The sequence below is a fragment of the Sphingomonas sp. 22R3R2A-7 genome (genome assembly GCF_036856055.1).
Classification (GTDB): domain Bacteria; phylum Pseudomonadota; class Alphaproteobacteria; order Sphingomonadales; family Sphingomonadaceae; genus Sphingomonas.
On record NZ_JASPFR010000001.1, the window covers coordinates 3,081,471 to 3,105,720 of the forward strand.

Consider the following 24,250-nt stretch of genomic DNA (forward strand, 5'->3'; position numbering starts at 1 on the left):
GGACTAGAGGACACACACATGGTTCGTCTCATCGCATCCCTCGTCGGCGCGGCCTTCGTCCTGGTGCTCGGTATCGCGCTGTTCGGCAGCGTCTCCGGGGCCATCACGGATCCGGCGGCCCCGACGGCCGAGAGTGAATATCACCACCACCCCAAGGAGCTCGACATCGCGTCGAACGGCGTGTTCGGTCGCTTCGACCGCCGTCAGCTCCAGCGCGGGTTCCAGGTCTACAAGGAGGTCTGCGCGGCCTGTCACTCGCTGCGGCTGGTGGCGTTCCGCGACCTGCAGAAGATCGGCTATACCGAGCCCGAGGTTAAGGCGATCGCCAGCCAGTGGGTGATCGAACAGCCGTCGATCAACCCCGAGACGGGCGAGGCGGCAACGCGCAAGAACATCCCGTCGGATCGTTTCCCGTCGCCGTTCGCCAACGAGGTCGCCGCGCGCGCCGCGAACAACAATGCGCTGCCGCCTGATCTCTCGCTGATGACCAAGGCGCGTCACGACGGCGGTGCCTATGTCCATTCGCTGCTGACCGGCTATCAGGCGCAGCCCGCCAAGCTGCTCCAGGAGTTCCCGGATGCCAAGACGCCCGAGGGACTGCACTACAACCCGTATTTCGCGAACCTCAACATCGCGATGCCGCCGCCGCTGACGTCGGATGGTCAGGTGACCTATGCGGACGGGACGAAGCCGACCGTGGATCAGATGTCGACCGACGTGTCGGCCTTCCTGACCTGGACCGCCGAGCCCAATCTCGAGGCTCGCCATGCCGCCGGGTTCGCGTCGATCATCTTCATCCTGATCTTCTGCGGCCTCGCCTGGGGCGCGTACCAGAACGTCTGGCGCGACGTGAAACATTGATCGCACGGCCCGCCGTCGTGCGGGTCGGGTGATTTCTGAACCAAGGTTCGAACGGCGGATCCGGCAAGGCCGGGTCCGCCGTTCTGCTGTGCGGGCCTTGTGAACGCCGAATCGCGCTAGGCGGCGGGCTCCCGCCAATCAGTGTCACAGGGGCGATACTCGATCGCGACACCCGCCCTGATGCCGGGTCAGAAGCGCCCTATGCGCTCAGGGAGCCAATCCCACCCCCACGCCGTCATCCTGACGAAAGTCAGGATCCAGGGTCCAGCAGCGCCGCCGCCCGTGATCCTGGATCCTGACTTTCGTCAGGATGACGGACGGAGGAGGGCGGGTTCGGATTCCAAATGCTCCCGAACGCATGCTCACGACCGCACATGACCGACCGAAATCACACCCCCCACCAAGCCCATCGCACCCCCGCCCCCGACGCCCGTCAGCACCGGTTCATGGAACCTGCGGTATGCCGACAGGGTTATACGACGAATGGCGGCGCGTTGGGTCCGCTCTCCACGTATGGGAGATTTCTCATGTTCTTCAAACGCATAGGCCTGGTCAGCCTGACCATCGGACTCGGACTGGGCGTCGCCGGCTGCACGGATGGCTATGGATATGGCGGCGGCGGTATCGGGTACGCCAGCGATCCCTATTACGGCTATGACGACGGGTTCGGCGGCTTTGGCGGCGGGTACGGCGGCGGGTATGGCGCAGGCTATGCCGGCGTCGGACTCGGCTCCTATTACGGCTGGTCCAACGGCTATTATTATCCGGGGTCGGGTGCCTTCGTCTATGATCGGTACCGTCGCCCCCATCGCTGGAACGGCGCGCAGCAGCGCTATTGGCAGGGGCGTCGCGGCGACTATCGCGGCAACGGCAACTGGGGCGGCTTCGCCCGGGGCAACGGCCCGGCGGCGCGCGAATATCGCGGTGATCGGCGTGAGGCCAACCGCGATTTTCGTCGCGACCGGCGTGAGGACCGCGGCCAGGTACGCAGCGGCCAGATCACGCCCGACCAGTACCGCGCAGAGCGTCGTGGCGCACGCCAGGCGTATCGCGGAGAAGCGCGACAGGATCGCCGCGAATATCGCCAGAACCGCGGCAGCGCGCCGCGCTTCAATGGCTATCGTGGCGGTGGGCGCGGGGGTGGCGGCAACCCCTATGAGGGCATTCGCACGCCCAAATAAGTCCCAGACGATTTAGCCTGCAGACGCGTCCGCGGGGCGCGTCTGCACCAGCCCGTTCGACACGAACGTCATAACCATCACGTCGTCCTGGTTGAACACGCGCATCAGGCTTTTGTAGATTCCCATGTCGGGCCGGCTGGCGGACACGCGCTTTTCGAGGATCTCGGTTTCACAGCGCAGCGTGTCGCCCGGATAGACCGGCTTGAGCCATTTGAGCATGTCGATCCCGGGCGAGCCGAGCCCCGCCTGCCGGTTCGCCTTCAGATTCTCGACCACCATCGCCATCACCATCGCGCAGGTGTGCCATCCGCTCGCCGACAGCCGCCCGAAATGCGTCTGCGCCGCCGCCTCGTCGGACAGGTGAAAGGGCTGCGGATCATATTTCGCGGCGAAGGCGGTGACCTCCTCGCGCGTCACCGCATAATGGCCGAACGACGCGGTCGCGCCGACCGAGATATCCTCGAAATACTGCATGCCGCCGCTCCTCACCGCTTCCGCACGTTGTGAAAGCGCAGGCTGCTGCCGTCCAGCCCCTGCTTCGCGGGCAGTCCGACGAGATCGCGGAGCAGCGGCGCGACCGCGACATTGTCGAAGCTCGCCAGCGTCTTGCCACGCGCGAAGCCGGGCCCGTTGGCGATGAACACCGCGCGCATCTCGGGCGCGAACGGGTCGAAGCCATGCGATCCGCCGCTCGACACCTTGGTCGGCACGCTCTGCTCGACGCGCCATCCCGTCTCGGCGAGACACAGATAGCGCGGCACACGCGGATTCCGGCCATAATGGAACCGCGCCGGGATCTCCGCCTTGCGCCAGCATTGCAGGTGATCGTGCGGCTTGAGCAGCCGCGCCTCGAGCGACGCTTCATGTCCGGGCACCGCGTTCAGGCTGGCATAGGCGCCCGTTTCGACCGTCTTGTAATCCGCCGCGTCGGCGATCCGGTCGAGCGCGACGACGCGTGTGCTGCTCGTCGCCGCCATGCCGTGATCCGCGACGATCACCAGATTGGCGGTCTGGCCGAGACCCGCAAGTCCGTCGACGAGCATGCCGATGCTCGCGTCGACATCGGCGACCGCCTGGATCGTCGTGGCGGCGTCGGGGCCGTTGGCATGGGCGACGCTGTCGACCGTGTCGAAATACAGCGTCACCAGCTTCGGTCGAATCGCGGCCGGACGCCGCAGCCAGTCGAGTACCGCGTTGACGCGCTGCGTGCCCGATACCTGCTGGTTGAACTGCTGCCAGTCCTGCGGGCGCGTGCCCCCCGCGATCGCGCCGTGGCTGTCGGGCTTGGCGGTGCCGCCGACCGCGACATTGGCGCCGGGCCAGAACATCGTCGCGGTCCGAATGCCCGCGCGTTCCGCATCGACCCAGATCGGCGTGCTCTCGCTCCACCAGAACGGATCGTCGCTCGCCATCGTGAAGGTCTCGCCCGGACGCGCCGCGTCCTGCATCTTGTTGCCGACGATCCCGCTGCGATCGGGGCGCAGCCCGGTCACGAGTGTCCAGTGATTGGGAAAGGTGACGCTCGGAAACGACGGTCGCATGCTGGCAAAGACGCCGCCCGCACGTAGCCGGTTGAGATTGGGCGTCACGCCGCGATCCAGATAGTCGGGGCGGAAGCCGTCGATCGACACGAGGATCGTGACCGGCGCCCGCGCGTCATCGCTGCGCTGCGCGACGGACGATGTCTGTCCGGCGGCACCCGGGGCGCAGCGGCGGCGGTCGTGATCGGCGCGAGGGCAGGGGGCGTGCCGGGATAGGCGCACCCGGCAAGCGTCAGCGCGAGTGCCGAGAGCAGGATGATTCTCATGGCCATTCGTCCTGTGGGGAAGGTGACCGGCCCTAACCGCGACGCGCGCGCCCGTCACCTTCCAATCCCCTGGAATCTCGTCGAGATCCTCGCCGTGGGCTACAGGCCGACCGCGAACTTGCCGAACAGCGTCCAGCTGACCGGCCTGGCCCCGTACGCCGCCTTCAGCGCGGCGGGCTTGTCGTAGACCGCGACGGTCCCGCCCAGCGCCAGTCCGAGCGGCCCGATGATCGGCAGGCGATAGGCATAGCCTGCCTCCGCCTTCGTCACGCGGAACTTGACGTCGTGAAGCGGATCGTCGTGATCGGGGAAAAGCTCGTCATTGGCGACGTTCTCGACGCGCCCGAAGACGGCGTGCCGCGGCGTCAGCTCGTAGGTCGCCTCCGCTAGGAACGCGCTCAGCTTCTCGCCCGGCACGCGGTCCTTCAGGCTGTAGGCGAAGGTCGTCGACAGCCCCGCGCGCGCATATTGGACGCTCGCGGTCGAACGATTCTCATCCTCGCCCGGATGCTGCGCCTCGGGTTCCTTCAGCCGACCGTGGCTGGCCTGCACCGCCCAATAAGGGGAGGGGGTCCAGGTGCCGCGGATGCTCCACGAATCGAGCCGCGGCGTCTCGATACCCCAGCGACGCTCGTCGGGTTCGCGTCCCTTGAATGCCGACGCCTCCAGCTGGAATGCCGGCGTTGCATAGCCGGCGGTCACCACGCCATAGGTGATGTGCGTCGAATCAAACCAGTGATGCGTGATCGGCGACATCGGCTGATAGCGTGCCGATCCGCGGTGCATGAACGCGCTCGGCCCCAGCGCAGGCTCGCCCACCGGCCCGCCATAGACGAAGACGGTCGCGCCGTTGCCCAGCCGGTAATCGAGCTTTGCGGCCAGCTCCATGAACAGGTCGTGCGGATGCTGGCGATCGACCAGCGGGCGTGCGTTCGCGAGTTCGCCCGTGGCGAACAGGTTCGTATAGCCGCGCGCGCCCATCAACGGTTCGAGGCTGTTCATCGCGCGCAGCTGAATATGGAACCGCTCGCCCAGATCGCGATCCGCCATCACCATCGCCATCGACTGCACGAACGCCTCGCTTCGGCCGCGCGGGCCGCCCTGGTCGGTCGCGACGCCCCAGGCATAGCCGTGCGCCATCAGCATCCACTCGCCGGCCTGTGTCATATAGCCGCGCATAGGCCCCTCGGCAGTCGGCAGCCGCGACGTCCCGCTCCCCTGGCCATAGAATCCGGCGGACGTCCCCATCGCCATCCCCGCCATCGCCGAGCCCGCGGGCATCTTCGCCGACGCCGCATCGGACGCCGCGCGATACGCCGGGTCCGCGATCATCGCATGGCCCATCGCTGCATGCGCCATCGACGCGTGCTCCGCCGCCATGCCGGGCATCGCGCCATGATCCATTTGCGAATGGTCCATGCCGGTCATCGGGTCGGGCGTCGCAGCCGACGCCTGTGCGGCATGCTCCATCGCGCCATGGTCCATGGTCGCATGATCGACCGTCTCGCCCGACTCCGCCGCGTGCGTCGCGGGACGATCCGGCATCGTGTGCGGCTTCGCCGTCTCGGACGGGCTCTGTTTCGGCTTGGCATCGGGCATCGTCATGCCCCCCATCGGCATGGCATGCTGCGCCAGCGCGTCCATTGGCATCGCGGCGAATCCTGCACCGCCGACAAGCAGCATCGTCCTCGCGGCACCAGCCGCGAGCAACCTCGATCGAACAATCATCAGAAATCCTTGGAAAAGCTTGAAAGTCGGTGTGCGTCGGCACCCGGCGATCAGCCCTCCCGCGGAGGCCGCAAGGCCGGCGCGACGCCCGCCCCCAGATCGAGCACGGCGGCCTGCTCGATCAGCAGCGGCCGCTCGTGCATCGGCGTGCCCTCGATCCGCGCGCCATTCCAGTTCGACGGCGGCACGCACCCGATGCACCCATGCAGTGCGGTCGCCTTGCGCTCGGGCGCCTCATGATCCGGGCCTGCGTCGGTCATGACGTGCGTCGCGGCCTTGGCCATGCCGGCCATGTCCATCGCCGCGGCATGCCCGCGCGGTGCAGGCGCGTCATGGCACGCTGCGGGCGCGACCGCAGGAAACGCAAACGCAGCAAGGAGGAGGGCCAGGATCAGGCGCGCGATCATGGCGTCGCTTTAGGGCCCCGTGCGACCCACCACAACCTTCGAGCCTCCCGGAGCCAATGGCAGGGACGGCGGCGACGGTCGGGCCACGGTCATGCCTGCTGCGGGGTCGCGGGCTTGCCGGACCGCCGCAAAGCGTCCAGCCTCCGCCGATGACGATCGCAGACCAGTCCGGACGACCCGAAGCGCGTACCCACAACGCCGCCAGGATTTCGATCCGGTTTGGCAAGCGCGCGACGCTCGATGCGTCGGTCACGACCGCGGGCATGCTGTCGGCCGGCGCTCTGGTCTCCGCAATCCTCCTGTCGACCGCCGTCGTCGTCGCCGCCGCGGGCCGCACCGGGGCACGGCGCGCGCTCGCCGCGCCCGATCGCGACGCTGGCGATTGACCGCGATTGCTCTAGCCTGTGCATCCATCGTTCCGGAGTGACTCGTTCATGATCTTGTTTCCAGTCCTGCTTGCCCTTGCCGCGGCACCACAGGCGGCGGCCGCGATGCCCGCGCAGGCGGCGCCGACGAAGCCCGCGCAGGCGGAGCACGTCGCGATCCAGGCCGCGGACATCGATCGCAGCGCCACCTTCTATCACGAGGCGTTCGGGCTGCGCGTCATCCCGACGCCGCTGAAGAACCGGCGATGGCTCGACCTCGGAAACGGGCTCGCCCTGCACATTCTCGACGGACGCACGGCGCCCAAGCCGTCGAACCGGAACGAGCATCTGGCGCTCCACGTCGACGACCTGGCCACGGTGACCGCATGGCTCGACCAGCGCCATCTCGTGTGGACCGACCTCGCAGGGACACAGCGGATGATGCAACTCCGCTTCGACGGCGTCCGGCAGATCTACGTGCAGGATCCCGACGGCTATTGGCTGGAAATCGGCGACTCGCGCGGCGTCCCGTCGAAATAGAGGCGTGTAGAGACCCGGTGCGAGGGGGCGCAGCGTCGGGGCCCCCACGTGCCGACCGTCGCGGCGATGACGAGAAGCGAACGCATGGTTGAGATACGCACGGAGAGACTTCTGCTGAGGCCCGCATCGATGGATGACGTGCCCGCGTTCCACGGTATCCTTAGCGATGCTGCAGCCATGCAGTTCTGGTCGACGCCCCCGCACCAGGACGAAGCGGAAACCCACGACTGGGTTGCCGCGATGATGGCGATCAGTCCGGGGAGCGGCGAGGACTTCGTCATCGAGCGGGACGGGCGGGTGATCGGGAAGCTGGGGCTGTTTCAGTTTCCCGAGATCGGCTTTATCCTGCACCGCGACACCTGGGGGCGCGGCTATGCACGCGAAGCGCTCACCCCCGTGCTCGACCGCGCCTTTTCGGTGCATGGTCTGGCGTGCATCGAGGCGGACGTGGACCCGCGCAACGCGGCTTCGCTTCGGCTGTTGCACGGCGCCGGGTTCGAGGAGACGGGGCGTGCCTCCCGCACCTGGAACATCGGCGGCGCGTGGAGCGACAGCGTGTATCTCACGCTGCGAAATGGCCAACGCGACGTCGGTTAGCCATCCGCGCGGGTCGCGCCTCAGCTGTGCAGGAAGTGCATCACGTCGCCGTCATGGACGACATACGCCTTGCCCTCGGCGCGCAGCTTGCCTGCCTCGCGGGCCTTCGATTCCCCGCCCAGCGCGATGAAGTCGTCATACGCGATCGTCTCGGCGCGGATGAAGCCCTTTTCGAAATCGCCGTGGATCTCGCCCGCAGCCTGCGGCGCGGTCGCGCCCGCATGGACGGTCCAGGCGCGCGCCTCCTTCGGGCCGACCGTGAAGAAGGTCAGCAGCTGGAGCAGCTTGTACCCCGCGGTGATGACGCGCGCGAGGCCGGTCTCTTCCAGCCCCAGCTCGCCCAGGAACTCGCCGCGATCCTCGGCGGGCATCGTCGCGATCTCCGCCTCGATCGCCGCCGACACGACGACCGCCTCGGCGCCCTCGGCCGCGGCCTTTTCGAACACGCGCGCCGACAGCGCATTGCCGTTCGCGGCATCGCCCTCGTCGACGTTGCACACGTACAGCACGGGCTTGGCGGTCAGCAGCTGCGCCTGTGCGAACACGCGCGCCTCGTCCTCGTCCTTGGGTACCGTCAGCCGCGCGGGCTTGCCTTCGCGCAGCAGCTCGAGTGCCTGGCCGAGCACGGCCGCGCCGATCTTCGCCTCCTTGTCGCCCTGCATCCCCTTCTTGGCGAGGTTGGGGACGCGCTTCTCGAGGCTTTCGAGATCGCTGAGCATGAGTTCCGTTTCGACGGTCTCGGCATCGGCGATCGGGTCGACCTTGTTGTCGACATGAGTCACGTCGCCATTCTCGAAACAGCGCAGCACGTGGACGATCGCGTCGACCTCACGGATGTTGCCGAGGAACTGGTTGCCGAGCCCTTCGCCCTTCGACGCGCCGCGCACGAGGCCGGCGATGTCGACGAAGCCGAGCTGAGTCTCGATGATCTTCTGCGAGCCCGCGATCTTCGCCAGCGAGTCGAGCCGCTTGTCGGGCACGCCCACGTTACCGACGTTGGGCTCGATCGTGCAGAACGGATAGTTCGCCGCCTGCGCCGCGGCCGTCTGCGTCAGCGCGTTGAAGAGGGTGGACTTGCCGACGTTCGGCAGCCCCACGATGCCGCAGCGAAAACCCATGATATGCCCTTGGTATAAGAATGTGCGCCGCGCTTTAGGGCAGGGCGCCACGGAACGCCAGCATCAGGCCTGAGCCTTCGCCCTAACTCTCCCGTCATCCTGACGAAGGTCAGGATCCAGGGTCGCATGGGGCACCATCCGTAACTCTGGATCCTGACTTTCGTCAGGATGACGGAGTGCCCGACTGATCGACGTAACCGATTGCCGCAATGCAGCAAAATTATCATACCGGTCGGTAGATATCGGGATCGCCGTGCGTATATCGCGCTCTGCCAGTCAGATTTAGGAATAGCATGACCACCACCGCCAACGGCTTTGCCGCGCAATCCCCCGCAACGCCGCTCGCGCCGTTCAGCTTCGAGCGCCGCGCGCCGGGCAAGACCGACGTCGCGATCGACATCGCGTTCTGCGGCGTCTGCCACTCGGATCTCCACACCGCCAAGGGCGAATGGGAAGGCACGCTGTACCCCTGCGTCCCCGGCCACGAGATCGTCGGACGCGTCACCGCGGTCGGCGATGACGTCACCAAGTTCAAGGTCGGCGACATCGCCGGCGTCGGCTGCATGGTCGACAGCTGCGGGCAGTGCCCGTCGTGCACCGACGGCGAGGAGCAATATTGCGAGACGACCGGTTTCGTCGGCACGTATAACGGCCCCGATCCCGTGCTCGGCGGCCACACGTTCGGCGGCTATTCGGATCACATCGTCGTCGACGAGGGCTTCGTGCTCAAGGTCTCGCATCCCGAGGCCGATCTCGCCGCGGTCGCGCCGCTGCTGTGCGCCGGCATCACCACCTATTCGCCGCTGAAGCATTGGAAGGTCGGCCCCGGCCAGAAGGTCGGCATCGTCGGTCTCGGCGGTCTCGGTCACATGGGCGTCAAGATCGCCAACGCGATGGGCGCCGAGGTTTATGTCTTCTCGACCTCGCCGAACAAGCGCGACGACGCCAAGCGTCTCGGCGCCAAGGACCTGATCGTGTCGAAGGATGCCGATGCGATGGCGGAGCATATGAACAGCTTCGACTTCATCCTGAACACCGTCGCCGCACCGCACAATCTCGACCCGTTCCTCGAGCTGCTGAAGCGCGACGGGACGATGACCTTGGTCGGCGTGCCCGCCGAGCCGCATCCGTCGCCCTCGGTCGGCAACCTGATCTTCCGCCGCCGCCAGCTGGCGGGCTCGCTGATCGGCGGGATCGCGGAGACGCAGGAAATGCTCGATTTCTGCAACGAGCACGGGCTGGTGTCGGACATCGAGATGATCCGCATGGACGAGATCGAGCCCGCGTATGACCGCATGGTCAAGAGCGACGTGAAGTACCGCTTCGTCATCGACATGGCGTCGATGCCGACGGCCTGATCGGGAAGGGGCGGCGCGCGGTGCGTGCTGCCCTCTTTCCCCGTCATCCTGACGAAAGTCAGGATCCAGGGTTACGGGTGCTAACGCTCTTGGCTCTGGGTCCTGACTTTCGTCAGGATGACGGGGGCCCCCTGCCTCACCACCGATAATTGAAACTGATGCTGATCCGCTCGCCCTTGGCAGCATTCGGCACGACCTCATGCCGCAGCCAGCTCTCCCAGAGAAACACGCTCCCCGGCTTCGGCACCGCATAGACGAACGTCCGCAGATCCTCCGGCGCATCGTCGAGCCGCGTCGGCGCGGCCATCATCATCGGCAGCCGCGGATCCTCCAGCTTCAGTGCGCCCGCGCCTTCGGGAATCGTCACGTACATCGTCCCCGACACGACGCTGTGCGGATGAATATGCCCCGAATGCGCGCCGCCGGGCTTCAGGACGTTCACCCAAAGGCTGTCGAGCTTCAGTTTCCGCCCACCCAGATCGAACGCGCAATCCTTGGCGAACGCCGCGACATGCTTGTTGAGCAACCGCACCAGATCGCCGAACCGCGGATCGCGCAGCGGCAGGTCGTTCAGCGAGGCGTACGACGTATACCCGCGATAGCCATGCGCCTTCGACCAGGCGACACCTGCACGATCGGCCTTGGACAGTTCGAGCGCGGCGTCCTCGAGCTCCTCGACCAGAGCGTCGTCACCGAGATCGGCCTCGTAGAACCGCGTGGCAAACAGCGAACGGGTGGTCATGGTTGCATCCTCACAGCGACATCATTCATGAAGCGGACGTCGTCGCCCGCCGCCAGCCACGCCGCCTCCGCAGCGATCGCGCCGAGCATGTCGGACAGCGGCTCGATCTCGGTCTTGGCGTAATTGCCGAGCACATAGCCGGTGACCCGGTCCTTGTGACCCGGATGCCCGATGCCGAGCCGTACGCGGCGGAAATCGGGGCCCAGATGCTGGTCGGTCGAGCGCAGCCCGTTATGCCCCGCGGTCCCGCCGCCGGTCTTCACCTTGACGCGGAAGGGGGCGATATCGAGTTCGTCGTGGAACACCGTCAGTGCGTCGACGTCGAGCTTGTAGAAGCGCAGCGCCTCGCCGATCGCGCGGCCGCTTTCGTTCATGAAGGTCGCGGGCTTCAGCAGCAGGATCTTCTCCGATCCGATCCGCCCCTCCTGCGTCCATCCCTGAAACTGCTTCTTAACCGCGCCGAAGCCGTGCACCGCGGCGATCGCGTCGGCGACCATGAACCCGACATTGTGCCGGTGCATCGCATATTGCGCCCCCGGATTGCCGAGTCCCGCCCAGATCTGCACGTTACTATTCTCCAAAAACGATCGTTGCCCGCGCCCCAAGCCGTCATTCCCGCGCAGGCGGGAACCCATAATGGCAAGCCTCTCGATTCCATAGGAAGGTCTGAGGGTCTGGATCCCCGCCTGCGCGGGAATGACGGTTTTTTTGGGTGGGCGGAATGGCTTACAAAATGAAACGGGCGGGAAAGCCCTAGCTTTCCCGCCCGCCCGATCACGTCAGAACCATCATCCGAAGATGGAGGAGATTAGTCCTTCTTCTGCGGCGTGATCTTGTCGTCGTCGTTGTTATCGTCGTTCGGCTCGACCGGGGTCTCTTCCTCGGCAGCAGCCTCGGCGGCCTGCGCCTCGGCGACTTCAGCCTCGAGCTGCTCGTCCTCGACGGTCGGCACGGTCGGCGGCACGATCGTGGCGATCGCGAAGTCGCGGTCGTCGATCGCAGGCGTCGCGCCCTTGGGCAGCGTCACGTCGCTGATGTGGATCGAATCGCCGATTTCCTTGCCGGCGAGCGAAATCGTGATCTCGCCCGGGATGTCCGATGCGTCGACGACCAGCTCGATCTCGTGGCGCGTGATGTTGAGCACGCCGTTGCCGCGCTTGATGCCCGGTGCCTCGTCCTCGTCGGTGAACACGACCGGCACGGCAACCGTCACCGTCGAATGCGCACCGATGCGCAGGAAGTCGACATGGATCGGGCGATCGCTGACCGGGTGGAACGAGACGTCCTTCGGCAGCGTGCGGATGCCGTTGACCATCACGACCGAATTCATGAAGTGGCCGGTCATCAGCGCCTTCATCAGCGCCTTTTCCTCGAGGTGAACCGACGTCGGTTCCTGGTTCTGGCCGTAGATCACGGCAGGCACGCGGCCATCACGACGCAGCGCCCGGGAGGCTCCCTTGCCAACCCGGTCACGCGTCTCGGCTGCGAGCGTCAACTGTTCGCTCATCGATATTCTCCGAAACTCGTTTGTTGTCCTTCCCGCCCACGCCTCCAGGGATGACCATGGACCGGAAGCGCGGGCGCATAGCGGAAGTGAGGGGGAAAAGCAATTCTACCCCTCTCCCCTCGGGGGAGAGGGAGGGGCCCGCTGCGAAGCAGTGGGAGGGTGAGGGCATGGTCTGCCCCAACCGCGTGCCCTCACCCTTCCGTCGCCTCCGGCTCCTCCCTCCCTCTCCCCCGAGGGGAGAGGGAAAGCCGCTCAATACCGAACCCGCTCGGCCTTCACGCCGAGCTTGGCCAGCTGCGCCTGCACGCTGTCCTGTCCCGCCAGATGCCCCGCACCGACCGCGACGAACACCGTCCCCGGCGTCTTCATCCGGTTCGCGACCCATTCCGCCCAGCGCGCGTTGCGATCGACCAGCAGCACCTTCGCCACCTCGGGCAGAATCCTTCAGGCTCTCGTTCATCTCCTTCGCGAGTGCCTCGGGATCGCCCTTCGCCCATTCGTCGACCATCGTCGCCATCGTCGTCTCGAGCTTGGGCAGCTCGTCGATCGTGCTGCCGAGGAACTGCAGCTGCGCCTTTTGCGACAGCCCGCCGAAATACCCCAGCTGCTGCTCCGCGGTCTCCAGACCCGTGACCGGCTTGCCCGCCGCCTTCGCCGCCGCGGTGATCACCTGCTCGGGCCCGTTCGCCGCGTCATAGCCAAGCTTGGACAGCGGCGCGATCGACAGGTTGGTCGCCGCCAGCCACGGCTTGAACCGATCGAACGCGTTCGCCGGCAACCCCAGATCGGTGACCGCCTTCGCATAGGCCGCGCGCTTGTCCGCGGGCAGCTGTTCGGTCAGCGTCGGGCCGTCCTTCGCGACGCCGGTCGCCATCACCAGCGTCTGCATCTTCGCCGGATCGGGCATCACCAGCTCGAGCACGACCTGCTGCGACCGGTCGAACGCGGTCTTCACCGCCTCGTCGAACCACGTCATGCCGGGTTTGAGCACATGGATCGTCCCGAACAGATAGATCGTCGTGTCCTTGTCCTTGACCACCCACAAGGCCGGATCGGCATCGTTGGCGGCCTGCGCCGGCTTCGGCGCGACCTGCGCGCAGGCGGGGAGGGCGAGGGACAGGGCGAATGCGGACAGCGCGGCGCGCAACGGTGCAAGCTTCAACGAACGTCCTTTGTGGTTGTGCAGGGTATGTCGGGTATTGCGGTCGACGCTTCAATACAAACCCGACGGTCGTGCCCGCGAGACCGGCTTGCTAGATCGCGCCCCATCCGCCAAAGCCCGCGCGTGACCCAGCCCCTGAAAAAGCCTCTCAGCTTCCAGCGCATGATCCTCACGCTCCATGACTATTGGAGCGAGCACGGGTGCCTGATCCTGCAGCCCTACGACATGGAAATGGGCGCGGGCACCTTCCACACCGCCACGACGCTGCGCGCGCTCGGGCCGAAACCGTGGAACGCCGCGTTCGTGCAGCCCTGCCGCCGCCCGACCGATGGCCGCTATGGTGAGAACCCCAACCGGCTCCAGCATTATTACCAGTATCAGGTGATCCTGAAGCCTTCGCCCGCCAACCTCCAGGAGCTGTATCTGGGGTCGCTCGCGGCGATCGGCATCGACATGCTGAAGCACGACATCCGCTTCGTCGAGGACGATTGGGAAAGCCCGACGCTCGGCGCGTGGGGGCTTGGCTGGGAGGTCTGGTGCGACGGCATGGAGGTGACGCAGTTTACCTATTTCCAGCAGATGGGCGGCTTCGACATGAAGCCCGTCGCGGGCGAGCTGACCTACGGGCTCGAGCGGCTGGCGATGTACATCCAGGACAAGGACTCGGTCTACGACCTCGCGTTCAACGACGCCGGCGTCACCTATGGCGAGGTGTTCCTCGAGAACGAGCAGGAGATGTCGAAGTGGAACTTCGAGGTCGCCGACACGGACTCGCTGTTCGACCAGTTCCGCAAGCACGTCGCCGAATGCGAGAACAGCCTGAACCACACGCTGCCGATCCCAGCCTATGAGCAGGCGATCAAGGCCAGCCACATCTTCAACCTGCTGCAGGCGCGCGGCGTCATCTCGGTCGCCGAACGCCAGGCCTATATGGGCCGAGTCCGCGACCTTGCCAAAGGCGCCTGCGCCGCCTGGATGGACAAGCACGGATGGGCAGCGTGATGCGCTTGGTAGAAGATTGGTTCACGCGGAGACGCGGAGCCGCGGAGAGGAAGGTAGGCGACGTTTGGCGCTTCGGCAGTCTCGCGCCTAGCATCCAGCATGGTGAGAGACGCTTCCGGCGTCGAACAGCCGCGCGCAGCGCCCCAGACCTTTCTTCTCCACTTCTGCTCCGCGTCTCCGCGTCTCCGCGTGAACAAAATTCTCCCTTCTTCGCGTGCGAACCCAAATGACCGACTTCCTCCTAGAGCTCCGCTCCGAAGAAATTCCCGCCCGCATGCAGGCCAAGGCGCGTGAAGATCTCGCCAAGCTCTTCACCGCCGAACTCGCCAAGGCCGGCATCGCCACCAGCGCGCTCGTCACCTATGCGACGCCGCGCCGCCTCACGCTGATCGCGCGCGACCTGCCGCTCGAGACCGCCGCCGTCTCCGAAGAGGTGAAGGGCCCCAAGACGTCCGCCCCCCGCAGGCGCTCGAAGGCTTCCTGCGCAAGACCGGTCTCACGCGCGAGCAGCTGGTCGATCGCGGCGGCACGCTGTTTGCGGTCACCGAAAAGCCCGGCCGCGCCACCGCCGCCGTGCTCGCCGAGGCGATCCCCGGACTCGTCCGCGCGTTCCCGTGGCCCAAGTCGATGCGCTGGGGCGACGCGTCCGCCAGCACCGAAAGCCTGCGCTGGGTCCGCCCGCTGCAAGGCATCGTCGCGTTGCTCGGCGAAGAGATCGTACCGTTCGAGATCGCCGGGATCGCCAGCGGCGCCGCCACGCTCGGCCACCGCTTCCACCACCCGTACCAGATCACGATCGGCGGCGCGCACGACTATGTCGAGAAGCTGCGCGCCTGCCATGTCATCGTCGATCACGAGGAGCGCGCGACGCTGATCCGCGATCACGCCCGCGAGGCCGCGATGCAGGCCGGGCTCGAACTGATCGACGACGAGGGCCTCGTTGCCGAGAATGCCGGGCTCACCGAATGGCCGATTCCGCTGCTCGGCCAGTTCGACCCCGCGTTTCTCGACGTGCCGCCCGAGGTGATCCAGCTCACCGCGCGCGTGAACCAGAAATATTTCGTCTGCCGCAGCGCCGACGGGACGCTGGCGAACGCGTTCGTCTGTACCGCTAACATCGCTGCGCACGATGGCGGCGCGAAGATCGTCGAGGGCAACCGCAAGGTCCTCGCCGCGCGTCTGTCGGATGCGAAATTCTTCTACGACACCGACTTGAAGGTGCCGCTCGCCGAGCAGGCGGAGAAGCTCGAGAAGATCGTCTTCCACGAAAAGCTCGGCACGGTGGCCGACAAGGTCGACCGCGTCGCGAAACTCGCCCGCTGGCTGGTCGAAGAGGGTATCGTCACTCCTGCTCCCTCTCCCTTGCGGGGAGAGGGCCGGGGTGAGGGGCTGCCGAGCAGCGCCACGCCCGGAACAGCCCCTCACCCCAACCCTCTCCCCGACGGGGAGAGGGAGCAGCTCGCCGACCTCGCAGAGCGCGCCGCACGTCTCGCCAAGGCGGATCTCGTCACCGGCATGGTCGGCGAGTTCCCCGAATTGCAGGGCCTGATGGGCGGCTACTATGCCGCAGCCCAAGGCGAACACCCCGCCATCGCCGCCGCGATCCGCGACCATTACAAGCCGGTCGGGCAGGGCGACGACGTCCCTACCGATCCTGTGACGGTGGCGGTCGGGTTGGCGGACAAGCTTGATACGCTCTTCTCGTTCTTTGCCGTCGAGATGTTTCCGACTGGGTCCAAGGACCCATTCGCATTGCGAAGAGCAGCGCTGGGAGTCCTGCGTACGATCCAGGCGGCCAATCTCAAGTTCAAGATCGACGCTGCAGCGCGCGCGTGGTCTGGCGAAGAGAATGCCGCGCTCGGTATCGTACTCTCCGACTTTCTGCATGATCGCCTCGGCGTTCAGCTGCGTGAAGCTGGCATCCGTTATGACTACGTCCAGGCTTCCACCGGCTGGGGCACTGGAAGCGACGACCGGGTCGATCGGGTCGAAGCGCGGGCTAAAGCTCTTGCCAATTTCATATCGACCGAGGACGGCAGGAACCTGCTCGCCGGCTACAAGCGCGCCGCCAATATCCTCAAGAAGGAAGCCCCTTCTGCTCCCTCTCCCCCAAAGGAGAGGGGCGCGGAGAGGGCCGGGGTGAGGGGCTGCCAAGCAGTGCAGCGCCCGGTACTACCCCTCTCCCCGACCCTCTCCCCGCAGGGGAGAGGGAGCAGTATGCGCCCGAACCGGCAGAGGCCGCGCTTCAGGCCGCGCTCGACTCCGCCGAACCCCGCGCGACCGCAGCAATCGCTGCGGAGGATTTCGCCGCGGCGATGGCCGCGCTGGCGTCGCTGCGTGCACCGATCGATGCGTTTTTCGATAGCGTTATCGTCAACGATCCCGACCCTGCGAAGCGCTCTGCCCGTCTCGCGCTACTTGAGCGCGTTCGCGCCGCAGTGCACAACGTCGCGGACTTTTCGAAGATCGAGGGCTGATCCGCCCCGCCTGCATAGACTTTCACTGCCGCCTTGTGCGCAACAACACCTAGAGGACCTGTGATGACCCAATATGTGTACCGCTTCGGCGGCGGTGTTTCGGACGGCGGCAAGGGCGACCGGAACCTGCTCGGCGGCAAGGGTGCGAACCTCGCCGAGATGGCGTCGATCGGCCTGCCGGTCCCGCCGGGCTTCACGATCTCGACCGAGTTCTGCGCGGTCTATTACGACGAGGGCGGCCAATTCCCGCAGGGCCTGCGCGACGAGGTCGCGACCGGCCTCGCGCATATCGAGGGCGTCACGGGGAAAAAGTTCGGCGACGCCGCCGACCCGCTGCTCGTCTCCGTCCGGAGCGGCGCGCGCGCGTCGATGCCGGGGATGATGGATACCGTCCTCAATCTCGGCCTCAACGACCAGACCGTCGAGGGCCTCGCCGCCAAGTCCGAAGACGCGCGCTTCGCCTGGGACAGCTATCGCCGCTTCATCCAGATGTACGCCGACGTCGTCCTCGAGCTCGATCACGGCGCGTTCGAGGAAGCGCTCGAGATCGCCAAGGAAGACCAGGGCTTCACGCTCGACACCGAACTGAGCGCCGACGACCTGCGCGCTTTGGTCGCCGAATATAAGGGCCTCGTCGAAAAGCAGTGGGGCAAGCCCTTCCCGCAGGACGTCCACGACCAGCTCTGGGGCGCGGTCGGCGCGGTCTTCGGTTCGTGGCAGTCCGAGCGCGCGAAGGTCTATCGCCGTCTCAACGACATTCCCGCCGCCTGGGGCACCGCGGTCAACATCCAGGCGATGGTGTTCGGCAACATGGGCGAGACGTCGGCGACCGGCGTCGCGTTCACGCGCGACCCGTCCAAGGGCGACCGCGCTTATTATGGCGAGTTCCTGATCAATGCCCAAGGCGAAGACGTCGTCGCCGGCATCCGCACCCCGCAATATCTCACCAAGACTGCGCGCGAAGACGCCGGTGCCAAGCCCGCCTCGATGGAAGAGGCGATGCCCGAGGTCTACGGCCAGCTCGCCGACGTGTTCGACACGCTCGAAAACCATTACCGCGACATGCAGGACATCGAGTTCACGGTCGAGAAGACCAAGCTCTGGATGCTGCAGACGCGCGCGGGCAAGCGGACCGCCAAGGCCGCGCTCAAGATCGCGGTCGACATGGCCAACGAGGGCCTGATCACGCGCGAGGAGGCGATCCAGCGCGTCGATCCGATGGCGCTCGACCAGCTGCTCCACCCGACGCTCGATCCCAACGCGACGCGCGATGTGCTGACCAAGGGCCTGCCCGCATCGCCGGGCGCGGCTTCGGGCACGGTCGTGTTCGACGCCGACACCGCGGAGAAGAAGGCCGCCGACGGCGTCGCGGTCATCCTCGTCCGCACCGAGACCAGCCCTGAAGACATTCACGGCATGCACGCGGCCAAGGGCATCCTGACCGCACGCGGTGGGATGACTAGCCACGCCGCCGTCGTCGCTCGCGGCATGGGACGGCCGTGCGTCTCGGGCGCGGGGACGCTGTCGATCGATGCCAAGGCGAAGATCATGCGCTGCGGCGGTCGTGAGGTGAAGGAGGGCGACCTGCTCACCATCGACGGCACTACCGGCGAGGTGATGATCGGCGCGGTCGCGACCGTGCAGCCGGAATTGTCGGGCGATTTCGCGTCGCTGATGGTGTGGGCCGACGAGGTCCGCCGCCTCAAGGTCCGCGCGAATGCCGAGACTCCGGAAGATTGCCGCGTCGCGCGCGAGTTCGGTGCCGAGGGCGTTGGGCTGTGCCGGACCGAGCACATGTTCTTCGAGACCAGCCGCATCACCAACGTCCGCCAGATGATCCTCGCGACCGACGAGAAGGGGCGCCGCGTCGCGCTCGAGAAGCTGCTCCCCGAACAGCGCAAGGACTTCACCGAGATCCTCGAGGTGATGGCCGGGCTGCCGGTGACGATCCGCCTGCTCGATCCGCCGCTCCACGAATTCTTGCCCCATGAGGAAGCGGAATTCGCCGAGGTCGCAAACGCGGCGGGGATCGACGTCGACACGCTCAAGCGCCGTGCGGCGGAGCTGCACGAGTTCAACCCGATGCTCGGCCATCGCGGCTGCCGTCTCGGCGTGACCTATCCCGAGATCTACGAGATGCAGGCACGTGCGATCTTCGAGGCGGCGGTCGACGTCGCGGAGAAATCGGGCGCGGCGCCGATCCCCGAGGTCATGATCCCGCTGGTGGCGACCCGCCGCGAGCTTGAGCTGATGAAGGCGGTCGTCGACAAGGCCGCGCGGGCGGTGTTCGCCGACAAGGGCCGCACGATCGAGTATCTCGTCGGCACGATGATCGAGCTCCCCCGCGCAGCACTCCGCGCCGGCGAGATCGCGGAAGTCGGCGAGTTCTTCTCGTTCGGCACCAACGACCTGACGCAGACGACTCTGGGCGTCAGCCGCGACGACGCGTCGCGGTTCCTCGGGGCCTATGTCGAGCAGGGCATCTACGCGAAGGACCCGTTCGTCAGCATCGACGTCGAGGGCGTCGGCGAACTGATCGAGATCGCCGCCGAGCGTGGCCGCAAGACCCGGTCCGACATCAAGCTTGGCATCTGCGGCGAGCATGGCGGCGACCCGGCGAGCATCGCGTTCTGCGAGAAAGTCGGGCTCGATTACGTCTCGGCCAGCCCGTACCGCGTGCCCATCGCCCGCCTCGCGGCGGCGCAGGCAGCGCTGACCGAGAAGTAAGAAAATACGACCCCACCCCGGCGAAAGCCGGGGCCCAATCGGGGATGCTGAGTAACTAGGGAACGTCCTGAGTTACTTCAGACATACCGATTGGGCTCCGGGCCTACGCCGGGGTGGGAGATACTCGAGAAAGACTGTTTCCCCGCGAAGGCGGGGACCCAGACTGGGCTCCTGTCTTCGCGGGAGAACACATAGCGGGGGAAACGGTTCTCCCGTCGCCGAACCTCAGCGACGCGGGTTGAAGTCGAACCAGCCGCGCTTGGCCCCATCGGCGGCGAATGCCGGGCGGGCGCTCTGGCTCGCGACTGCACTGCGCTGCGCAATCGGTGCGGCAACGCGCGTGTCCGTCGTCACCGGTGCCGACACGAAACCGGGTGCAGCGGCAGGCGCGGCGACCGGTGCGGCGGCGGCTGCCTTCACCAGCCGTGCATTCTCATGCTCGGCCTCGACCGCGCGCTTCTCGGCGGCGGTTGCACGGGCATCGGCGTCCTTCTTGGCGGCGCCATGCGCATCGCGTTCGGCGAGATAGCGCGCCTTCCACTTCTTGCCCCCCGGATGGCTCGCAAGACCCAGCAGCCAGCCCGCGATCAAGACCAGCCCCAGTGCGGCGAACTGCGTCGGTGTGGAAAACAACGGCATCGTGAAACCCTCCTGTTACGGGGGCTCAACGATCCGCCGCGGCTGCGGTTGCCTCAGCCCTTGAGGAGTGCATCCGAGATCGAGCAGGCCGCCGGGCCAAGGATGACGACGAACAGCACGGGCAGGATGAACAGGATCAGCGGCACCGTCATGATCGCCGGCAGCCGCGCCGCCTTTTCCTCGGCACGCATCATCCGCTCGTTGCGGAACTCGCCCGACAGCACGCGCAGCGCAGACGCGAGCGGCGTCCCGTATTTCTCGGTCTGCACCATCGTCGTGACGACGCCCTTGACCGCATCGAGCTTTACCCGGTTCGCCAGATTCTCGAACGCGCTGCGCCGGTCGGTGAGGAAGCCCAGCTCGATCGCGGTCAGCGTGAATTCCTCGCCCAGCTCGGGATACGCGCGCCCCAGTTCGCGCGCGACGCGGTGGAACGCGGCGTCGATCGTCAGCCCCGCCTCGGCGCAGATCACGAGCAGGTCGAGCGCATCGGGAAGGCCCTTGCGGATCGCATCGGTGCGCTTCTTGATCTTGTTGTCGAGATAGAGATCGGGCGCCTTGTAGCTCAGGATGAAGCTCATCGCGACGAGCCCGTATTTCTTGAGCGGGCCCCAGGTCGCGAACCCGTCGGTGCCGTAAACCCATATAAGCATCGCGCCGCCGATCACGATCGGCAAGACCAGCCGGCCGAAAATGACCGCGGGCGCCCATTCCTTCGACCGGATCCCCGCCTGCGCGAGCTTGACCTGGACCGCCTTGACCTGGCTGTCCTGCAGCACCTTCATCGACGAGAGCCAGCCGCGCATCCGGTCGGCGGTGTCGTTGCGCTGGACCAGCTTGGCGCGCCGCTTGGTCGAGGCGGTGATGCCTGCCTTCAGCTGTTCGCGCCGGTCGTTCAGCGCCTTGACGCGCTTGGTCATCGGGTCGCTGACGGTGGTGACCGCATAGATCGCGATCATCACCGCAAACGCCGCGATCCCCGACAGGATGGTCGCGGCGGTGATCACGTCGATCCCGAGCAGCGTAGGTCCGGCGGTCTCGCCCATCGTCTAGGTCCTAAATCTCGAAACTGATCATCTTGGACATGATGAACGACCCGATCGCCATCCAGCACAGCCCGCCGAGCCCGATCACGATCAGCCGCTCGTCGATGAAGAAACGTTGCATGTACGTGCCGTTGATGAACCAGATCAGCCCGAACACGATGAACGGCAGCGCGCCGATGATATAGGCCGACGCCTTGGACTCGGACGACATCGCCTTGATCTTCAGCTTCATCTGCGCGCGCATCCGCAGCACGTTGGCAAGATTGGCGAGCGTCTCGGCCAGGTTGCCGCCGGTCTCGCGCTGGATCGCGATCGTGATCACGAAGAACTGGAATTCGGGCGTGCCCAGCCGGTCCGCAGTCTCCTGCAGCGCGACATCCATCGTCCGGCCGATCTTCATCTTGTCGCTCACCGAGCGGAATTCTTCGCCGACCGGGCCGTCGAGTTCGCTGCCGACGACGCCGATCGTCTCGCTGATCGGCAGACCCGACCGCAGGCCGCGGACCAGAAGCTCGATCGCGTCGGGAAATTTCTGCGTGAACTTGCCGACGCGCCGCGCGATGACCTTGCCGACCACGAGGTGCGGCAGGCCGACACCGATGAACAGCCCGACGAAGAGCGCGAGCAGGATCGGCAGCCCCTTCAACAGCATCAGCGTGGCCACCACCAGCGCGATGACCGCGGTCGCGATCCCGTACTGCCCGACGGTCCAGTCCTTGCCCGTCATCGCCAGCCGCTTGGCGAGTTCGGCGGGGTTGGGGAGGATCCGGCCGACCGCCAGATCCATCCGCGTGTCGCGCGCGTTCGCGATCCGGCGCATCTGCGCCTCGGCGATCACCGCGCCTTCGCCGTGCCGCTCGCGCAGCGATGCGATCCGCCGCGTCTGCGCACGGCCCGTCGACGGCCCGGCGAACGCAAACACGATCATCCCGATCACCAGCGTCGCGCCGAGCATCACCATCACGAACGGCATCATGTCCATGACGGCCTAGGCCTCCCTGCGCGCGGATTGCGGGATGTTGGTCGGCATCACCGTCACTTCTTCTTCGCCGGCCGCTTCGCCATCAGACCCTTGAGCCCGCCGAACTTGCCGAGCAGCGAGCCGCCCTTGCCCGACGCGCCGTTCACCGCGTCGTCGCCCGCGTCCATGTTCGCGATCATCTCGTTCACCATCGCGACGATCGGCGCGATCGTCTTCGATGCCTTGCCCGCCTCGACGATCGGCTTGCCGAGCTTGGCCGCCTGCGATGCGAGCTTCTGGTCGAAGGTCACGACGTAATCGATCTTGCGTTCGATCGAGCCCTCGAAATCCTTGCGCGTGATCTCGAGCTGCCCGCCCGCGTGCATCCGGTTGGCGAGCACGACGACCTTGCCCTGCGGCGCGTTCGATTTGAGCCAGGACAGGATGCGGATCGTGTCGCGCGCGGCGGCCAGCGTCAGTTCGGTGACGACGACGACGGTGTTCACGTCGTTGATCAGATGCGGGTGCTGCACCAGCATCGCGCGCGGCAGGTCGACGACGGTGCATTCGAACGCCGCGCTCATCTCCTCCTGCAACTGGTAGAAGGCGGCGCCATCGGTCATCAGCGGCGCGTTGATCGGCGCCTCCGCGCTCAGCACGGACAGCCGTTCCGACGCCTTGACCATCGCACGTTCGATGAACAGCCCGTCGATACGGCTCGGATTCTCGATCGCGTCGGTCAGGCCGCGACCGGGCTCGATATCCAGCGACAGCGCGCCGGTGCCGAAATGGACGTCGAGGTCGAGCAGTGCGGTCGACCGGCTCTCGCGGTCGGCGATCAGCCACGCGATCGACGTCGCGATCGTCGACGCACCGACGCCGCCGCGCGTACCGATCACCGCGATCGAGCAGTGCGCACGATCGGTGGAGGTCTCGACGTGCTTGGGCGCGTTCAGGATCGTCTGCGCATGGCCGAACGTGTCGCGCAGCATGTCGGGGTGAAGCGGCTTGAGCAGATAGTCGTGGATCCCGCTGGCGACGAGGTCGCGGTACAGCCGGACGTCGTTGACCTGTCCCGCGGCGATCACGATCGTGCCGGGTTCGCAGACTTCGGCCAAAGCGTTGATGTCGTTGAGCGGATCGCCCGACTCGGCGAGGTCAACGAACAGGATCTGCGGCGATGCGGATACCGACAGCGACTGGATCGCGTTGCGCAGGCCACCCTTGTTGACCTTGTCGACCGACCAGCCAAGCTCGGCGGCGATCGGCCGGAGCGCCTCGGCGGTGATCTCGTCGCAGACATAGGCGGCGAAGGGCTCGCGGTGCGCGATGCCGCCGGGTTTCCAGGGGGCGTTCATTACTTCCCTCCCACGGTTTCAGACTTGAGCGCATTGCCGGCGCCGGTCGGGACCGCCTTACGGTACGTGTCGATCGCCTTGAAGGACGAGGCGGGGTCATAGGTCTCGCTGACCGCGGATCCGCGGACCAGGTCCTCCGGTCGCGCGATCATCGCCGCGAGGTTGCTGTTCACCGCGCAGCCGTAATTGGCCGACGTATGGCTTGCGATCTCGTTGCTGGCGTTGCGCGACCAGTCGGGGCACCCGCGCACTTCCGCGCGCATCCGGCTGACGACGACGCGGATCGCGCCGGGACTGACCGGCGCCTGCGTCACCGGCGTGTCGTCCGACAGCAGCAGGCCATAGCCCGCGACGACGTCGGCGACCTGCGCGCGCGCCGCGGGCGTCTCGCCCGCCGGGTCGTCGATCGCGACGCGGTCGCCATAGGCGATCCGCATCGTGTTCATCCAGCCCGCGAGCCGGCGCGCCTCGCCCGGAGCCAGCCCATCGCCCGCAGTGCCGAGGTCGAGCGCATAGTCGGCGCGGCTGACCACCGGCTGGTGGACCGATTCGAGGCCGCGATTCTGCGTACCCATGCAGCCACCGAGCAGCAGCGCGGATCCGAGCGTCGCCAGCAGGAGCGGATGTGTCGTCATTGCGTGAAATCCTTTGGACACGGTGCGCGGGG

The 24,250-nt window shown here is 66.5% G+C and carries 22 protein-coding genes and 1 pseudogene; 9 read left to right on the forward strand and 14 right to left on the reverse strand.

The window, feature by feature from the left end:
* Positions 1-18: 18 nt before the first annotated feature.
* Complete coding sequence (locus QP165_RS14765) at positions 19-861, forward strand: cytochrome c1 (RefSeq protein ID WP_333996196.1); 843 nt, start codon at positions 19-21, stop codon at positions 859-861.
* A 527-nt stretch (positions 862-1,388) separates the two neighbouring features.
* A complete protein-coding gene (locus tag QP165_RS14770) occupies positions 1,389-2,042 on the forward strand; it encodes a hypothetical protein (RefSeq protein ID WP_333996197.1) in 654 nt (217 codons plus the stop codon).
* Positions 2,043-2,054: 12 nt separating this feature from the next.
* Here the strand turns inward: QP165_RS14770 and QP165_RS14775 are convergent, their stop codons facing one another.
* The 4 genes from QP165_RS14775 to QP165_RS14790 form a co-directional block, all read right to left on the reverse strand.
* Positions 2,055-2,516 carry a MaoC family dehydratase gene (locus tag QP165_RS14775; protein ID WP_333996198.1) on the reverse strand — a complete coding sequence of 154 codons (462 nt, stop codon included), beginning with the start codon at positions 2,514-2,516 and terminating at the stop codon, positions 2,055-2,057.
* Positions 2,517-2,527: 11 nt separating this feature from the next.
* On the reverse strand, positions 2,528-3,673 hold the full coding sequence (locus QP165_RS14780) for an alkaline phosphatase family protein (RefSeq protein WP_443019307.1): 1,146 nt from the start codon (positions 3,671-3,673) through the stop codon (positions 2,528-2,530).
* Positions 3,674-3,948: 275 nt separating this feature from the next.
* Positions 3,949-5,577, reverse strand: a complete 1,629-nt coding sequence (locus QP165_RS14785; protein ID WP_333996199.1) for a hypothetical protein — start codon at positions 5,575-5,577, stop codon at positions 3,949-3,951.
* A 50-nt stretch (positions 5,578-5,627) separates the two neighbouring features.
* On the reverse strand, positions 5,628-5,984 hold the full coding sequence (locus QP165_RS14790; protein ID WP_333996200.1) for a hypothetical protein: 357 nt from the start codon (positions 5,982-5,984) through the stop codon (positions 5,628-5,630).
* Between the two features lie 149 nt (positions 5,985-6,133).
* On the opposite strand from QP165_RS14790, the gene QP165_RS14795 reads away from it, so the two are divergent.
* The 3 genes from QP165_RS14795 to QP165_RS14805 are packed head-to-tail and all read left to right on the forward strand — an operon-like array spanning position 6,134 to position 7,486.
* The gene (locus tag QP165_RS14795) at positions 6,134-6,370 is read left to right on the forward strand and encodes a hypothetical protein (RefSeq protein ID WP_333996201.1); all 237 of its coding nucleotides are present in this window, start codon (positions 6,134-6,136) and stop codon (positions 6,368-6,370) included.
* Between the two features lie 48 nt (positions 6,371-6,418).
* Positions 6,419-6,889 (forward strand): VOC family protein, encoded by a 471-nt coding sequence (locus tag QP165_RS14800; protein ID WP_333996202.1) that lies wholly within the window; start codon positions 6,419-6,421, stop codon positions 6,887-6,889.
* Between the two features lie 48 nt (positions 6,890-6,937).
* Entirely contained in the window at positions 6,938-7,486 is a 549-nt protein-coding gene (locus QP165_RS14805) for a GNAT family N-acetyltransferase (protein WP_333996203.1), read from the forward strand.
* Between the two features lie 20 nt (positions 7,487-7,506).
* Here the strand turns inward: QP165_RS14805 and ychF are convergent, their stop codons facing one another.
* A complete protein-coding gene (ychF, locus tag QP165_RS14810; protein ID WP_055880966.1) occupies positions 7,507-8,604 on the reverse strand; it encodes a redox-regulated ATPase YchF in 1,098 nt (365 codons plus the stop codon).
* Between the two features lie 293 nt (positions 8,605-8,897).
* Here ychF and QP165_RS14815 point away from each other — a divergent pair, with 293 nt between their 5' ends.
* On the forward strand, positions 8,898-9,962 hold the full coding sequence (locus QP165_RS14815; protein WP_333996204.1) for an NAD(P)-dependent alcohol dehydrogenase: 1,065 nt from the start codon (positions 8,898-8,900) through the stop codon (positions 9,960-9,962).
* Between the two features lie 136 nt (positions 9,963-10,098).
* Here QP165_RS14815 and QP165_RS14820 read toward each other — a convergent pair whose 3' ends face one another.
* The 4 genes from QP165_RS14820 to QP165_RS20100 form a co-directional block, all read right to left on the reverse strand.
* Positions 10,099-10,704: a TIGR02466 family protein gene (locus QP165_RS14820; RefSeq protein WP_056479833.1), complete on the reverse strand. Its 606-nt coding sequence runs from the start codon at positions 10,702-10,704 to the stop codon at positions 10,099-10,101.
* Positions 10,701-11,270 (reverse strand): aminoacyl-tRNA hydrolase, encoded by a 570-nt coding sequence (gene pth / locus QP165_RS14825; RefSeq protein ID WP_031441582.1) that lies wholly within the window; start codon positions 11,268-11,270, stop codon positions 10,701-10,703. The genes QP165_RS14820 and pth overlap by 4 nt, the downstream gene beginning before the upstream one ends.
* A 242-nt stretch (positions 11,271-11,512) precedes the next feature.
* Positions 11,513-12,211: a 50S ribosomal protein L25/general stress protein Ctc gene (locus QP165_RS14830; protein ID WP_056020790.1), complete on the reverse strand. Its 699-nt coding sequence runs from the start codon at positions 12,209-12,211 to the stop codon at positions 11,513-11,515.
* Positions 12,174-13,373, reverse strand: a complete 1,200-nt coding sequence (locus QP165_RS20100) for a TraB/GumN family protein (protein ID WP_443019308.1) — start codon at positions 13,371-13,373, stop codon at positions 12,174-12,176. The genes QP165_RS14830 and QP165_RS20100 overlap by 38 nt, the downstream gene beginning before the upstream one ends.
* 162 nt (positions 13,374-13,535) lie before the next feature.
* On the opposite strand from QP165_RS20100, the gene QP165_RS14845 reads away from it, so the two are divergent.
* The 3 genes and pseudogenes from QP165_RS14845 (at position 13,536) to ppdK (ending at position 19,579) form a co-directional block, all read left to right on the forward strand.
* Positions 13,536-14,375 (forward strand): glycine--tRNA ligase subunit alpha, encoded by an 840-nt coding sequence (locus QP165_RS14845; RefSeq protein WP_333997046.1) that lies wholly within the window; start codon positions 13,536-13,538, stop codon positions 14,373-14,375.
* A 226-nt stretch (positions 14,376-14,601) separates the two neighbouring features.
* A pseudogene (gene glyS / locus QP165_RS14850) lies at positions 14,602-16,852 on the forward strand (glycine--tRNA ligase subunit beta).
* Between the two features lie 63 nt (positions 16,853-16,915).
* A complete protein-coding gene (gene ppdK / locus QP165_RS14855; RefSeq protein WP_333996205.1) occupies positions 16,916-19,579 on the forward strand; it encodes a pyruvate, phosphate dikinase in 2,664 nt (887 codons plus the stop codon).
* Between the two features lie 225 nt (positions 19,580-19,804).
* On the opposite strand, the gene QP165_RS14860 is transcribed toward ppdK, so the two are convergent.
* From QP165_RS14860 to QP165_RS14880, 5 genes are read right to left on the reverse strand one after another with little or no spacing between them, the layout of a single operon-like run.
* Positions 19,805-20,218, reverse strand: a complete 414-nt coding sequence (locus QP165_RS14860) for a hypothetical protein (RefSeq protein ID WP_333996206.1) — start codon at positions 20,216-20,218, stop codon at positions 19,805-19,807.
* A gap of 53 nt (positions 20,219-20,271) precedes the next feature.
* Positions 20,272-21,264 carry a type II secretion system F family protein gene (locus QP165_RS14865; RefSeq protein WP_056020800.1) on the reverse strand — a complete coding sequence of 331 codons (993 nt, stop codon included), beginning with the start codon at positions 21,262-21,264 and terminating at the stop codon, positions 20,272-20,274.
* Positions 21,265-21,274: 10 nt separating this feature from the next.
* Positions 21,275-22,246 carry a type II secretion system F family protein gene (locus tag QP165_RS14870; protein WP_333996207.1) on the reverse strand — a complete coding sequence of 324 codons (972 nt, stop codon included), beginning with the start codon at positions 22,244-22,246 and terminating at the stop codon, positions 21,275-21,277.
* A 53-nt stretch (positions 22,247-22,299) separates the two neighbouring features.
* On the reverse strand, positions 22,300-23,583 hold the full coding sequence (locus QP165_RS14875) for an AAA family ATPase (protein ID WP_333996208.1): 1,284 nt from the start codon (positions 23,581-23,583) through the stop codon (positions 22,300-22,302).
* Positions 23,583-24,218, reverse strand: a complete 636-nt coding sequence (locus QP165_RS14880; protein WP_333996209.1) for a CpaD family pilus assembly protein — start codon at positions 24,216-24,218, stop codon at positions 23,583-23,585. The genes QP165_RS14875 and QP165_RS14880 overlap by 1 nt, the downstream gene beginning before the upstream one ends.
* Between the last annotated feature and the right edge of the window lie 32 nt (positions 24,219-24,250).